Genomic DNA, 14,167 nt, shown 5'->3' with positions numbered 1-14,167 from the left:
ACGCGGACGCCGCGCGATCTGCAAGCGGGCCCGCCGCGGTGGTCTTGGCAGGGGCAGGGGGACTCGAACCCACGACCCTCGGTTTTGGAGACCGATGCTCTACCAACTGAGCTATACCCCTAAGACCGCCCTCCGAGTAGTCGCAATCCACGCCGGGATCAAGGCCCCCCGAGGGGCAATCGAACGGCAATCTCGCACTCCCCTGCCCTTGCCCTCGCGGCGGGTGCTTGCAAGATGCGCCGCACAGCCCGGAGGAGAGCCGCATGTCGCTCGGCAAGAGACTGGCCAAGAGCCCCGCCGTGATCCGAAGCCTCGGCAGGATCGCGCATGGCTGGTTGGCGCGCTGCCAGCGCCGAACCAGTTGGGAAGTGCGCGGCGAGGACGCGTTGCGCGCGGCGCTGGCCCAAGGACCGGTGCTCTTGGTGCTGCGTCATTCGCGACTGATGTTGGGGCCGTTCCACTGGCCGCGAGACGCCGCCGATCTGTCGAGCCTGCACGACACCTCCCCCATCGCACGAATCGCGGGCGACACGCATCGCCGCTGCGGTCTTACCCCCGTCGCCATGTCGGCGCGGCTGTCGAATCTGGCGATGTCGCGGATGGTGATGGACCGGATGCGTGCGGGCGCCAGCATCGGCATCACCGCGGACGGCCCGCTGGGCCCGATGGGCGAGATCAACGATCCGCCGCTCGACTGGGCGCGGATCACCGGCGCGCCGGTGTTCTTCTATGCCTATGCCACCGAGAGACAGAGCCGGGCGAAAAGCTGGGACAGGCTGCTGCTGCCCCGCCCAGGCGGGCGCGGTGCAGTGGTGTTCCGACCCTGGGACGACACGATGCCGCGCCGAACGGATGCGCAGGAACGCGCGCGGCTTCGCGCCTCGATGAAAGCAGCGCTCGACGCCACCACGGCCGAGGCGGATGCGATGCTGGGCCTGCCGCCCGGCCCCTGACCCTCACGACACCAAGCAAAAGGGCCGCCCCAAGGGGCGGCCCTTTCAGATCGTGACATCCGGGCGGCAGGACCGCCCGGAGGATCCGATCACTCGACGATTTTCGACACCACGCCGGCGCCGACGGTGCGGCCGCCTTCACGGATGGCGAAGCGCAGGCCGTCTTCCATGGCGATGGGGGCGATCAGCTCGACGTTGAACTTCAGGTTGTCGCCGGGCATCACCATCTCGGTGCCCTCGGGGAGGACAACGGTGCCGGTGACGTCGGTGGTGCGGAAGTAGAACTGCGGACGGTAGTTCGCGAAGAACGGGGTGTGACGACCGCCTTCTTCCTTGGTGAGGATGTAGGCCTCGGCCTCGAACTTGGTGTGCGGCAGAACCGACTTGGGCTTGCACAGCACCTGGCCGCGCTCGACGCCTTCGCGGTCGATGCCGCGCAGCAGCACGCCGACGTTGTCGCCGGCTTCACCGCGGTCGAGCAGCTTGCGGAACATCTCGACGCCGGTGCAGGTCGACTTCTTGGTGTCGCGGATGCCGACGATCTCGATCTCGTCGCCGACGTTGATCACGCCGCGCTCGACGCGACCGGTCACCACCGTGCCACGGCCGGAGATCGAGAACACGTCCTCGATCGGCATCAGGAACGGCAGGTCCACGGCGCGGGCCGGGGTCGGGATGTACTCGTCCACGGCCGCCATCAGCGCCTTGATCGACTCTTCGCCGATTTCCGGCTGGGTGCCGTTCATCGCGTGCAGGGCCGAGCCCTTGACGATCGGGATGTCGTCGCCCGGGTAGTCGTAGGACGACAGCAGCTCGCGGATTTCCATCTCGACGAGCTCGAGCAGCTCCTCGTCATCCACCTGGTCGACCTTGTTCATGTAGACGACCATGTAGGGGATGCCCACCTGGCGGCCGAGCAGGATATGCTCGCGCGTCTGAGGCATCGGGCCGTCGGCGGCGTTCACCACGAGGATCGCGCCGTCCATCTGGGCGGCACCGGTGATCATGTTCTTGACGTAGTCGGCGTGGCCGGGGCAGTCGACGTGGGCGTAGTGACGGCTCTCGGTCTCGTACTCGACGTGCGCGGTCGAGATGGTGATGCCGCGGGCCTTCTCTTCGGGCGCGCCGTCGATCTGGTCGTAGGCGCGGAAGTCACCGAAGTACTTGGTGATCGCGGCGGTCAGGGTGGTCTTGCCGTGGTCCACGTGACCGATGGTCCCGATGTTCACGTGCGGTTTGTTGCGTTCGAATTTAGCCTTTGCCATCTGCGCTGGCGCCTCGCGTGTTCGGGGGCCTCCGTATGGCCCGGTTCGACATCGCGGGCGATGTATTTGCAATCGACGGGGAAATCAAGCGGCTCCCGCCAAGGATCGCTGCACGCGGCGCACACCATCTCGCAGGATCCGCTTGACGCCCCCCTCCGGATCGCATTACCGAGTAAAAGAGTAAGGTAATGACAGGAGGCCATCATGGCCCAGCACGACACCCCCCGCCCCACCCAAGCCCGCCTTTGGACGAGCCTCGCTCTCGCAGGGGCCGTGGGCGGCCTCGCCGCGACCGGAGCACAGGCCGACACTGCCGGTTTCGGCCATGGCCCGGAGACCCTCTGGCTCGCCGCTGGCGAAGGCGGTGAGGGCGGCGAAGGGGGCGAAGGCGGTTCGGCGGAAATGTCGATCGAAGACTTGGATGCGGCCTACCTGACCAATCTGGGGCTGATCGAAGGCCATCTGCGCGCCGGTATCGCGCTCTACCGTGACGGGCATGCCGATCTCGCCGCGACGCACATGAAGCATCCCGAAGACGAGATCTATGCCGACCTCGCGCCCGAGCTCGAAGAGCGCGGTGCCGAAGCCTTTTCCGCCGAGCTTTCGGCGCTGGCCGACGCGGTGACATCGGGCGCGCCGGTCGAGGATGCGCAGGCGGCCTTCGACACGCTGCTCGAACGCATCGCCGCCGCCCGCACCATGGTAAGCGAACCCGGCGCCATCCTCGAGAGCCTCGAGCAGGTGCTGCGCATCGCCGGCGACGAATACGAGATCGGCGTCATCGAAGGCGAAATCTCGAACCTGCACGAGTATCAGGACGCCATGGGCTTCACCGAGATGGCCCGCGTCCGCGCCGAGGAATTGGCGAGTGGCGACGATGCCGCGCATGCCAAGACAGGCGCGGCCGTGATCGAGGCGCTCGACGCGACGGCCCCGGCCTTCGCCGCAGGCTTCGTGCCGGAGGGCGCGCTGGGCGCCGAGGCCAAGGCGTCGCTGCTGCACGCCGCCGCCGCCCGCATCGAGCTGGCCGCGCTGCAGGCCGAGTGATGCTGCTCGCCATCGACAGCCTTCTGTCGGCGGCCGAGGCCGGGGCGCTGCGCGCCTCGGCCGATACGCTCGACTTTGCCGACGGCAAGGCCAGCGCCGGGCGCTATGCCCGTGAGGTCAAAGCCAACGACCAGGCCGCCCCCTCCCCCGCCCGCAACGCGGTTCTGGCCAAGGTTACCAAGGCGCTGCAGGGCAACGAGCTGTTCACCCTTGCCGCCCGCCCCCGCGCGATGACGCCGCTGATCCTGTCGCGCTACCGGCAGGGGCAGACCTATGGGCTGCACGTCGATGACGCGCTGATGCAAGGGCTGCGCACCGACATCTCCTTCACGCTCTTTCTGTCCGATCCCGAAAGCTACGACGGCGGAGAACTGGTGATCGAGGACGGCTTCGAGGCGCGCGCGGTAAAGCTGCCGGCGGGGGGCCTGATGCTGTACCCCTCAACGACGCTGCACCGGGTCGCCCCGGTGACGCGCGGCGAACGGCTGGCGGTGGTCGGTTGGGTACAGAGCCGGGTGCGCGAGGCCGCCCAGCGCGAGATGCTGTTCGATCTCGAACGCGCGGTGCGCGAGGTGCATGGTCGCGAGGGCAAGTCGGAGCTGTTCGACCTGCTTGCGAAAAGCCGCTCAAACCTGCTCAGGATGTGGGCCGACTGAGGCCACGACATCGCCAGACCCTAAAACCAAAAGGCCCTCCCGGTTCGGGAGGGCCTTTTGGCGTCAGTTGAACATATTGTCGCGCGGAAAGCCGCGGGGTGCCATGCGCCCGGCCGTGGCGCGCTTGGCGGTCCAGTCGGCGAGGTCGCTTTCCGTCCGGGTCCGGCCTGCCGGATCCTTCCACGTCAGCCCTGCCTCCAGCACGAAGGTGGCCGCATCCGACAGCCCGCCGTCCTTGTACTTTTGCAGGCGCACGCCCTTGCCACGGGTCATCTCGGGCAGTTCGTCGAGCGGGAAGACGAGCACCTTTCGGTTGTCGCCCACCACCGCCACCGCGTCGCCGGTCACCGGCTTGCAGATCTTGGCTACTACGTCGTCCTTGACGTTGAGCACCTGCTTGCCGCTCCGGGTCTGCGCCAACACTTCGTCTTCGTTGACGATGAAGCCGTCACCGGCCGAAGACGCCACCAGAAGCCGCCGCTCAGGGCGGTAGAGATGCAGCGCCACGATCTGCGCCTCGTTCGGCAGATCGACCATCAGGCGCAACGGCTCGCCCATGCCGCGCCCGCCGGGCAGGTTGGTGGCAGAGACGGTGTAGAAGCGACCGTTCGAGCCGAACACCAAAAGCCGGTCGGTGGTCTCGGCATGCAGCACGAAACGGCCCTTGTCGCCGTCCTTGAACTTCAGCTCGCTGTCGAGCGCGATGTGGCCCTTCATCGCGCGGATCCAGCCCATTTCCGAGCAGACGATGGTGATCGGCTCGCGCTCGATCATCGCCTCGATCGGCACGTCAGGGATCTCGGTGCCTTCGGCAAAGCCGGTACGCCGCCGTCCGCCAGGGGCCGAATGGCCCATCAGCTTGCGGGTCTCGCGCAGTTGCTCGGAGATCGACTTCCACTGCAGTTCCTCGGAGGCCAGCAGGTCCTCGAGCCCGGCCCGCTCCTGCATCAAAGCATCCTGCTCCTTGAGAAGCTCCAGCTCCTCGAGTCGGCGCAGACTGCGCAGCCGCATGTTGAGGATCGCCTCGGCCTGAACCTCGGTGAGACCGCTGCCGCCGTGCCCCTCGGTCAGGGGCGAGCGATAGTCTCGCTCGGAGACGGCGCGGACGTGGTCGCGGTCCCAATCCTCAGCCATCAGCGCCTGTTTGGGCTGATCGTCGTAGCGGATGATGTCGATCACCCGGTCGAGGTTGAGAAAGGCCGTGATGAAGCCTTCGAGCACCTCGAGCCGGTGGTCGATCTTTTCCAGCCGGTGTTGCGAGCGGCGGGTGAGCACCTCGCGACGGTGGTCGAGGAAGGCGCGCAGCACCTCGCGCAGCGAGCAGACCTTGGGCGTCAGCCCGTCGATCAGCACGTTCATGTTGAGACCGAAGCGGATCTCGAGATCGCTGTTCTTGAACAGCATCCCCATCAGCATCTCGGGCTCGACCGAACGCGCGCGCGGCTCGAGCACGATACGCACGTCCTCGGCGCTCTCGTCGCGCACATCGGCCAGTAGCGGGATCTTGCGGGTCTGGATCAACTCGGCAAGGCGTTCGATCAACTTGGACTTCTGCACCTGATAGGGGATCTCGGTGACGATCACCTGCCACTGGCCGCGTCCCAGCTCCTCGATCTCCCAACGCGCGCGCAGCCGGAAGCTCCCGCGCCCGGTGCGATAGGCGGTGAGAATGTTTTCGCGCGGCTCGACCAGCACGCCACCCGTCGGGAAATCCGGCCCCGGCACGAGATCGACCAGCTTTTCGTCCGACACACCTGGCGTCTTGATCATGTAGAGGCAGGCGTCGACCAGCTCGTGCAGGTTGTGCGGCGGAATGTTGGTCGCCATGCCGACCGCGATCCCCGAGGAGCCGTTGGCCAGCAGGTTTGGGAAGGCGGCGGGCATCACGACCGGCTCTTCGAGCGTGCCATCGTAGTTCGGACGGAAATCGACCGCGTTCTCGGTCAGCCCTTCCATCAGCGCCTCGGCCGCGGCCGTCAGGCGGGCTTCGGTGTAGCGCGCGGCGGCCGGGTTGTCGCCGTCGATGTTGCCAAAGTTGCCCTGACCGTCGACCAGCGGATAGCGCACCGCAAAGTCCTGCGCGAGGCGGGCCATCGCGTCGTAGATCGCGGCATCGCCGTGCGGGTGATAGTTGCCCATCACGTCGCCCGAGATCTTGGCCGACTTGCGGAAACCGCCCGTCGACGAAAGCTTGAGCTCGCGCATGGCAAAGAGAATCCGGCGATGCACCGGTTTGAGGCCATCGCGCGCATCCGGCAGCGCGCGGTTCATGATCGTGGAGAGCGCGTAGCTCAGATAGCGCTCGCCAAGGGCGCGGCGTAGCGGCTCCGTCAGGTCCGCAACGCCCTGTGCAGCGGTGGACGGGAGGGCATCGTCAAGGGGGTCAGGCATGAAAAGCTCTCTATCGGCGGGAACCATCGGCGTAAAGTCGCGGTTGTGTGAGCAACGGGTCAGCGAGATCCCGCGCCGCCACGGACGTCACGCCACAGTGACCGCTCAAGGCACGCGATGAGCAGAATGTAAGAGGTCGTCATGAAGCATGTTTTTGGTATCGGTGCCACCTTTCTCCTTCTTGGCGTAGGTTATTACGAAATGTCCGGCGGTGCCGAGTTCCAGCCGCAGACAATGATCGGCGCGGTGCAGGCCAGCACGGCTTCGCCCGAGGCGATCGCCAGCAACGACATCGCGCGTGCCGCCTCCGGCATTCCCGTCACCGCAATGCGCGAATTTCCCGAGAACGTCGAACTGATCTCCGCCTCCTTCATGCCGAAGTCGACGAAACCCGCCGTCATCGAGGAGGTCGCAGCCACTCCCGCCGTGGCCGAAACCGCTCAGTTCGACCTGCGCCAGATCAGCGGCGACTGGGTCAACATGCGCCAAGGCCCCGGCACCGGTCATGCCGTGCTCGACACGCTGCCGCGCGGCACCGAGGCCAAGCTGATCGAGAGCGCCGGTGGCTGGGCCAAGATCGAGATCACCTCCACCGGCCAGACCGGCTGGATGTCCGAGCGCCTCTTGGCCCCCATCGAAGGCTGACCTGCCGAATTCGAGCTTCTCGATCTGACCTGCCGATAAGGCGTCCCGATCCGGGGCGCCTTTTTCGTTGCAGGACCCCGTGCCTGCAGCCATGTGTGGTCCATGGACACACCTCGCTCCCTTCTCGTCACCGGCTCGTCCTCGGGCATCGGCTTCACGGCGGCACGTTTCATGCGCGATCGCGGCTGGCGCGTCTTCGCCTCCTGCCGCGCCGAGGACGATTGCGCCCGCTTGCGCGCCGAGGGGTTCGAGGCCCCCCGTCTCGATTATGCCGACCCGGACAGCGTCGCATCCGGGCTGGCGCAGGTGCTCGAGGCCACCGGCGGGCGGCTCGATGCTCTGTACAACAACGGTGCCTTCGCCTGCCCCGGCGCCGTCGAGGACCTGCCGCGCGAGGCGCTGCGCGAGATCTTCGAGACCAACCTCTTCGGCTGGCACGACCTGACCACCCGTGTGATCCCGGTGATGCGGACGCAGGGCCATGGGCGCATCGTCAACTGCTCCTCGGTGCTGGGGCTGGTCGGCGTGAAATGGCGCGGCGCCTATGTCGCGACCAAGTTCGCTCTGGAAGGATTGACGGATGTGTTGCGCCTCGAGATGGCGGGCAGCGGCATTCATATCAGCCTGATCGAGCCCGGCCCCGTCACCTCGCGCATTCGCGCAAATTCGATCCCGCATTTCGAACGATGGGTGGATTGGAAGGCCTCGGCCCGGCGCGACGAATACGAGGGGCTGCTGCACCGTCTCTATGCCGAGCGCGGCCCGGACCGGTTCGAGCTGCCGCCAGAGGCGGTGGCCGAGAAGCTCGCACATGCGCTGGAGGCCAAGCATCCACGCCCGCGCTATTATGTCACCACGCCCACCTATCTGTCGGGCACGCTGCGGCGGCTGTTGCCGACCCGCGCGCTCGACTGGGTGGTGGCCCGAGGCTGACGGCATTGAAGCCGACCGGTCCGCGACACCGCGTCCGCTTTGCCTCGGCCGCCCTGCCCCCTAGATGGTGAGACAACCGCGAAAGGCCCGCCATGCTACAAGATCCGCTCCTCGTTCTCGTCATCCTCGCCGTTCTGATCGTCGCCGGAATCCTGATGTTCGGGGTCGGTACCTTCGGCAAGGGCGGCGATTTCAACCGCAAGCACGCCAACCGCATCATGCGCTGGCGCATCGGCGCACAGTTCGTCGCGGTGCTGCTGATTCTGCTCTATGTCTTTCTGAGGGGGACGAGCTGATGGTCGTTCTGAATCGCATCTACACCCGCACCGGCGACAAGGGCGACACCGGCTTGGGCGACGGCAGCCGCGTGGCCAAGGACGACCTGCGGGTCGAAGCCTACGGCACGGTCGACGAGACCAACGCCACGGTCGGTCTGGCGCGGCTGCACGCGACCGGCGAGATGGACGCAGCACTGGGCCGGATTCAGAACGACCTGTTCGATCTGGGCGCCGACCTGTGCCGCCCCGACCCCTCGCGCGACGCCGAGGCCAAGCATCCGGTGCTGCGCATGGTCGCGGAGCAGACAGACCGGCTGGAGCGTGAGATCGACGCGATGAACGCCGATCTGGAGCCGCTGCGCAGCTTTGTGTTGCCGGGGGGCGAGGCGCTGGCCGCGCATCTGCACCTGTGCCGCACCGTATCGCGCCGAGCCGAGCGGCTGGCCGTGGCGCTGAGCCGGGCCGAGCCGGTGAACGCCGACGCGACGCGCTATCTCAATCGCCTCTCGGACTGGTTCTTCGTGGCCTCCCGCGTTGCCAACGACGGTGGTCGCGCCGATGTGCTGTGGCAGCCCGGGGCCAATCGCTGAACACCAAAGGTTAACCCTGCACCCCGGTTTCGCGCCGCGTCGAGGCGCGCCCGTGCTACACGGATCTCTGCCCTCGCTGCGGAGACCGCCATGATCGCGCTTATCGGACTGCTCGGACTTGCTCTGGCCGGGGCGGCGCTGCTGCCACCCGACGTCGTGGAGGCCGAGCCCGACCTTCCCGAAGGCGACGAGACGCAGGCCAGCGAGACCGTATCGCTCGACACCGCGCTTGGATATGCGAACGAGGCTGCTTCTGAAGCAGCTCCGGACGCAGCGGTCGAGGACCATGCACATTCAGCACCAGATCCGACCGACGACGACGCTGCAGCGGATGAGACGCAGCTCGCGCCGTCGTCCGACCCACCGCAGCGGCTTTCGAGTGTGGGTACCGACGCGCTTGACGTCATCTTCGGCAGCGAGGCGGAGGACAGCGTGCAGGCGGGCGCCGGTGCGGACCATGTCGACCTGCGCGATGGTGACGATCGGGCCGAGGGCGGCGCGGAGAACGACGAGATGCACGGCGGGCGCGGCGACGACCGGCTGTCTGGCGGGGCGGGCGACGACGCGCTTTGGGGCCATGTCGGCGACGACGTGATCCGGGGCGACGATGGCGCGGATAAGCTGCGCGGTGGCGATGGGGCCGATGCGCTCTGGGGGGGCGCGGGCGACGACGCGCTGTCGGGCGATCTGGGCGACGACAGGCTCGACGGTGGCACGGGGCGCGACGTGCTGCACGGCGGGGCGGGCAACGATCGCCTCTACGGCGCGGGCGACGGGGTCGGCGACTGGCTCAACGGTGGCGACGGCGAAGACGAGATCCACATCGGCGCCGGCGACATGGCACATGGCGGCACGGGTGGCGATCTCTTTGCACTGCGCAGCGTCGAGGCGGGCGATGCGGCAGTGATCGTCGATTTCGATGCCACGCAGGATCAGATCATGGTGCTGCACCCTGTGGGCGCGGCACCGGAGCTGACGGTCGAGACGGTGCCTGAGGGGCTGCTGCTGCGTGCCAACGGAGCAGCGCTGGCACGGCTCGACGGGTTGAGCGCCTTGGGCGAGGGCACGGTCGTGTTCCTCACCGATCAGGCAGCCTGACGCGCGGCACCGCTCCAAGACGCAGCATTCCGCTTTCCTTTTTGGGTGATTTCGCCTATGGGCACGCATCTGCCTCCCCATATCGGGGGCAGAGCTCCATGGGCCCTGCTGGACGACATCCCGGCTTGTGCCATCACCCTCATCCCAAAAAGGAGATCCCGATGTCGATCACCGTCGAAGACAAAGCCAAGGTCGTCAGCGAATTCGCCACCAAAGAAGGCGACACCGGTTCGCCCGAGGTGCAGGTCGCGATCCTGACCTCGCGCATCGCGACCCTGACCGAGCACTTCAAGACCCACAAGAAGGACAACCACGGTCGCCGTGGCCTTCTCAAGATGGTCGCCCGTCGTCGTAAGCTGCTTGACTACGTCAAGAGCAAGGACGTCGAGCGTTACCAGGCCCTGATCGGCCGCCTCGGCATCCGCCGCTAAGGTTTCGGGACCGCGCCTTTCGGGCGCGGTCCCTTTGCTATCCGGGATGGCGCGGACCGGGCTCGACCCGCGCCACGGACACTTCGAGAGCCAGGGGCATCCGGCCCCTCCGCAACCCGCCCCCAGGGACTGTTCACGCATTAGGGGGGCACAAGGGCCCGAAGGTCGGGCCAGAATGGAAAACACGATGTTTCACGATGTGAAAAAATCGATCCAGTGGGGCGAAGAGACGCTGACGCTGGAATCCGGCAAGGTCGCGCGCCAGGCCGACGGCTCGGTCATCGCCACGCTGGGCGAGACCTCGGTGATGGCCAACGTCACTTTTGCCAAGGCGCCGAAGCCGGGTCAGGACTTCTTCCCCCTGACCGTTCACTACCAGGAAAAATACTATGCCGCCGGCAAGATCCCGGGCGGCTTCTTCAAGCGCGAGGCGCGTCCGACCGAGAAGGAGACGCTGACCGCGCGCCTGATCGACCGTCCGATCCGCCCGCTCTTCGTCCCCGGCTTCAAGAACGAAGTGCTCGTGATGTGCACCGTTCTCAGCCATGACCTCGTCAACGACCCCGACGTCGTCGCGATGATCGCCGCCTCTGCCGCGCTGACGATCTCGGGCGCGCCGTTCATGGGCCCGATCGCCGGCGCCCGCGTCGGCTTCGTCGATGGCCAATACGTGCTGAACCCGACCGTCGACGACATGCAGAACCTGCGCTCGAACCCCGAGCAGCGCCTCGACCTGATCGTCGCCGGCACCAAGGACGCCGTCATGATGGTCGAGTCCGAGGCCTACGAGCTGACCGAGGAAGAGATGCTCGGCGCCGTGACCTTCGCCCATGAGCAGATCCAGCCCGTCATCGATCTGATCATCGATCTGGCCGAGGATTGCGCGAAAGAGCCCTTCGACTTCACCCCCCCGGACTATTCGGCGCTCTATGACGCCGTGAAAGCCGCCGGTGAAGACAAGATGCGTGCCGCTTTCGCGATCACCGACAAGCAAGAGCGCACCACCGCCGTCTCCAAGGCGCGTGACGACATCAAGGCCCAGCTTTCGGAAGAGCAGCTCGAGGACGCGAACCTCGGTTCCGCCTTCAAGAAGCTCGAATCCTCGGTGCTGCGCGGCGACGTCGTGAAGAAGGGCAACCGCATCGACGGTCGCAACCTCGACACCGTGCGCGACATCGTGGCCGAGACCGGCATGCTGCCGCGCACCCATGGCTCGGCGCTGTTCACCCGCGGCGAGACGCAGGCGCTGGTCGTGACCACGCTGGGCACCGGCGATGACGAGCAGTTCATCGACGCGCTGCACGGCAACTTCAAATCCAACTTCCTGCTGCACTACAACTTCCCCCCCTACTCGGTGGGCGAAGTGGGCCGCGTCAGCGGGCCGGGCCGTCGCGAGATCGGCCATGGCAAGCTGGCATGGCGCGCGCTGCAGGCGGTTCTCCCCGCGGCGACCGACTTCCCCTACACCATCCGTCTGGTGTCCGAGATCACCGAATCGAACGGCTCCTCGTCGATGGCGTCGGTCTGCGGCGGCTCTCTGGCGATGATGGATGCGGGCGTGCCGCTGAAATCGGCGGTGGCCGGTGTGGCGATGGGCCTCGTGCTCGAAGAGGACGGCTCCTACGCGGTGCTGACCGACATCCTCGGTGACGAGGATCACTTGGGCGATATGGACTTCAAGGTCGCTGGCACCGAAGCGGGCATCACCTCGCTGCAGATGGACATCAAGGTCGCTGGCATCACGCCAGAGATCATGAAGAAGGCGCTGGCGCAGGCCAAGACCGGCCGTTTGCACATCCTGGGCGAGATGAACAAGGCGCTCTCGGGCGTCGGTGAGTTCTCGGTCCACGCGCCGCGTATCGAGACGATGCAGATCCCGACCGACAAGATCCGTGAAGTGATCGGCTCGGGCGGCAAGGTGATCCGTGAGATCGTCGAGGTGTCTGGCGCCAAGGTCGACATCAACGACGACGGCGTGATCAAGATCGCCTCCGCCAATGGCGAGGCGATCCAGAAGGCCTACGACATGATCTACTCGATCGTGGCCGAGCCCGAAGAGGGCAAGGTCTACAAGGGCACGGTCGTGAAGCTTGTCGATTTCGGCGCCTTCGTGAACTTCTTCGGCAAGCGCGACGGCCTCGTGCACGTCAGCCAGATCGAGAACCGCCGCCTGAACCATCCGTCGGATGTGCTGAAGGAAGGCCAGGAGGTCTGGGTCAAGCTTCTGGGCTTCGACGATCGCGGCAAGGTACGCCTGTCGATGAAGGTCGTGAACCAGGAGACCGGCGAAGAAGCCAAGGAAGACGCGCAGGCCGAGTAAGGCCGACGCATTCGAGACAGGGAAAGGGGCCTTCGGGCCCCTTTTTCGTAGCCGGCCCCGGCGCGACATCAATACCACACGAAATTGTGACAATTTTAGGTCAATACGCCTAAAGGTTGAACCTCCATCTTTGCACGGATCAGAAGGGCGAGCATTCCAGCGACAAGGATTTCTCCCTAATGCTTCGTTCCATCACCCTGAGCAGCGCTCTTTTTCTCCTCGCGGGCACCGCATCCGCACAGGATATCGACGGTGCTGCCGTTGGGTTCGGCCTTTCAAGCTTCGGCGCCTATGCCTCCGCCTCCTACGAGGTGATGCCCAAGCTACGCCTGCGCGGTCTCGTCACCGGCTTTCCCAGCTTCGAATACGAAGACGATGGTGAAGAGACCGGCAGCGACATCACCTTCGATGGCAACTTCGGCGGTGTCGCGGCTCTGGCCGACTACTACCCCTATGCCGGCGGCTTTCGGGTTTCGGGCGGCCTGTTCTTCTCGAACAGCAGCCTCGACGGCAGCGGCCAGGGCTTCACGGCCGAAGACGGCATGAGCTACGATGACGCGCGCATCGACGGCTCCTTGCGCTTCGAGGAAGAGATCGCTCCCATGCTGGCGATCGGCTATGTCACCGGCGGCGAACGTGGTTGGGGTTTCGAAAGCGAAATCGGCCTTATCGGCATCGGCGGCGTCAATGTCACGCTTGAGGGCACGAGCGGAGATCCGACCGTCGATCAGGAGTTTCAGGAAGATCTGCGAGAGATGGAAGCCGACGCTCAGGAAATGGGCGACATGCTGGCCGTCTATCCATGGCTGTCGCTCGGTGTCAGCTACCGCTTCTAAGGCTCTGGCGAGGCATGACGTGAGGGCGGTCCGGTCGGGCCGCCCTTTTTCGTACCTTTGGATTAACCCCGTGGAGGCGAATCGGTGTTAACCTGTTCGGGTCGAGAGGCAGAACGGGCCAAAGAGCCCGGACAGGAGCAGGCATGAAACTGACGAGACGAGGCGTACTCGCGGCCGCGGCCGCGACGGTGACAACCGGCCCGGTGCTGGCGGCCCCCCCACGTGTGGTCACGATCCCGCGCGAATGGCTTCCTACCGAGATCAGCGTGAACAAGGCTCTGCCCGCGGGGCAGGTCCATGTGCGCATCGCCCAGAACAAGCTCTACTGGACCTTGGGCGAAGGGCGCGCGATCCGCTATGTCGTGGCCCTCGGCGCGGCGGGGCGCAATTTCGCGGGCACGGCGCAGGTGGCGCGCAAGGCCGAGTGGCCATCCTGGACCCCCACCGCCAACATGATCCGCCAGGAACCGGCCGTTTATGGCCCCTACTCCGGCGGTCTGCCGGGCGGACACGCGCGCAATCCATTGGGTTCGCGCGCGCTCTACCTCTATCAGAACGGGCGCGACACGTATTACCGGATCCACGGCACCCCCCAGCCCTGGACCATGGGGCGCAAATTCTCCTCGGGCTGTGTGCGGCTGATCAACGAGCATGTCGAGGATCTCTATGCCCGCGTGCCGGTCGGCACGACCGTAGTGGTCGCCTGACACGCAAAGGGCGCCCT

14 protein-coding genes and 1 tRNA gene are annotated in these 14,167 nt (G+C 66.2%); 12 read left to right on the top strand and 3 right to left on the bottom strand.

The annotated features are described in order from the left end of the window. Positions 1 to 45: 45 nt before the first annotated feature. Positions 46 to 121, bottom strand: a tRNA-Trp gene (locus AADJ02_RS00865). A 142-nt stretch (positions 122 to 263) separates the two neighbouring features. On the opposite strand from AADJ02_RS00865, the gene AADJ02_RS00860 reads away from it, so the two are divergent. Further along, positions 264 to 953: a hypothetical protein gene (locus AADJ02_RS00860; RefSeq protein ID WP_341211110.1), complete on the top strand. Its 690-nt coding sequence runs from the start codon at positions 264 to 266 to the stop codon at positions 951 to 953. Positions 954 to 1,042: 89 nt separating this feature from the next. Here the strand turns inward: AADJ02_RS00860 and tuf are convergent, their stop codons facing one another. Then, positions 1,043 to 2,218 (bottom strand): elongation factor Tu, encoded by a 1,176-nt coding sequence (tuf, locus tag AADJ02_RS00855; protein ID WP_341211109.1) that lies wholly within the window; start codon positions 2,216 to 2,218, stop codon positions 1,043 to 1,045. A gap of 204 nt (positions 2,219 to 2,422) precedes the next feature. Here tuf and AADJ02_RS00850 point away from each other — a divergent pair, with 204 nt between their 5' ends. Together AADJ02_RS00850 and AADJ02_RS00845 are read left to right on the top strand one after the other, a co-directional pair. Beyond that, on the top strand, positions 2,423 to 3,265 hold the full coding sequence (locus tag AADJ02_RS00850) for a hypothetical protein (protein WP_341211108.1): 843 nt from the start codon (positions 2,423 to 2,425) through the stop codon (positions 3,263 to 3,265). Beyond that, complete coding sequence (locus AADJ02_RS00845) at positions 3,265 to 3,921, top strand: Fe2+-dependent dioxygenase (protein ID WP_341211107.1); 657 nt, start codon at positions 3,265 to 3,267, stop codon at positions 3,919 to 3,921. The genes AADJ02_RS00850 and AADJ02_RS00845 overlap by 1 nt, the downstream gene beginning before the upstream one ends. A 63-nt stretch (positions 3,922 to 3,984) precedes the next feature. On the opposite strand, the gene parC is transcribed toward AADJ02_RS00845, so the two are convergent. Further along, entirely contained in the window at positions 3,985 to 6,312 is a 2,328-nt protein-coding gene (gene parC, locus AADJ02_RS00840; protein ID WP_341211106.1) for a DNA topoisomerase IV subunit A, read from the bottom strand. A 141-nt stretch (positions 6,313 to 6,453) separates the two neighbouring features. Between parC and AADJ02_RS00835 the strand changes: the two genes are divergently transcribed. The 9 genes from AADJ02_RS00835 to AADJ02_RS00795 all read left to right on the top strand — a co-directional run bounded on the left by AADJ02_RS00835 (position 6,454) and on the right by AADJ02_RS00795 (position 14,150). Further along, entirely contained in the window at positions 6,454 to 6,957 is a 504-nt protein-coding gene (locus AADJ02_RS00835) for an SH3 domain-containing protein (RefSeq protein ID WP_341211105.1), read from the top strand. Positions 6,958 to 7,059: 102 nt separating this feature from the next. Beyond that, positions 7,060 to 7,890, top strand: coding sequence for an SDR family oxidoreductase (locus AADJ02_RS00830; protein WP_341211104.1), 831 nt, complete (start codon positions 7,060 to 7,062; stop codon positions 7,888 to 7,890). A gap of 92 nt (positions 7,891 to 7,982) precedes the next feature. After that, complete coding sequence (locus AADJ02_RS00825) at positions 7,983 to 8,186, top strand: twin transmembrane helix small protein (RefSeq protein ID WP_341211103.1); 204 nt, start codon at positions 7,983 to 7,985, stop codon at positions 8,184 to 8,186. Then, positions 8,186 to 8,758 (top strand): cob(I)yrinic acid a,c-diamide adenosyltransferase, encoded by a 573-nt coding sequence (locus AADJ02_RS00820; protein WP_341211102.1) that lies wholly within the window; start codon positions 8,186 to 8,188, stop codon positions 8,756 to 8,758. Before AADJ02_RS00825 ends, AADJ02_RS00820 begins: the two co-directional genes overlap by 1 nt. A 90-nt stretch (positions 8,759 to 8,848) precedes the next feature. Beyond that, the gene (locus AADJ02_RS00815) at positions 8,849 to 9,856 is read left to right on the top strand and encodes a calcium-binding protein (protein WP_341211101.1); all 1,008 of its coding nucleotides are present in this window, start codon (positions 8,849 to 8,851) and stop codon (positions 9,854 to 9,856) included. 161 nt (positions 9,857 to 10,017) lie between these two features. Next, positions 10,018 to 10,287, top strand: coding sequence for a 30S ribosomal protein S15 (rpsO, locus tag AADJ02_RS00810; RefSeq protein ID WP_341211100.1), 270 nt, complete (start codon positions 10,018 to 10,020; stop codon positions 10,285 to 10,287). Between the two features lie 187 nt (positions 10,288 to 10,474). Further along, positions 10,475 to 12,607 (top strand): polyribonucleotide nucleotidyltransferase, encoded by a 2,133-nt coding sequence (gene pnp, locus AADJ02_RS00805; RefSeq protein ID WP_341211399.1) that lies wholly within the window; start codon positions 10,475 to 10,477, stop codon positions 12,605 to 12,607. 179 nt (positions 12,608 to 12,786) lie between these two features. Continuing rightward, positions 12,787 to 13,443: a hypothetical protein gene (locus tag AADJ02_RS00800; RefSeq protein WP_341211099.1), complete on the top strand. Its 657-nt coding sequence runs from the start codon at positions 12,787 to 12,789 to the stop codon at positions 13,441 to 13,443. A 143-nt stretch (positions 13,444 to 13,586) separates the two neighbouring features. Further along, a complete protein-coding gene (locus tag AADJ02_RS00795; RefSeq protein ID WP_341211098.1) occupies positions 13,587 to 14,150 on the top strand; it encodes a L,D-transpeptidase in 564 nt (187 codons plus the stop codon). Positions 14,151 to 14,167 lie beyond the last annotated feature (17 nt).

Source organism: uncultured Limimaricola sp. (assembly GCF_964022235.1).
Taxonomy (GTDB): domain Bacteria; phylum Pseudomonadota; class Alphaproteobacteria; order Rhodobacterales; family Rhodobacteraceae; genus Limimaricola.
Note: the sequence above shows the minus strand (reverse complement) of the source record. Positions and strands in the feature narration are given on the sequence as shown.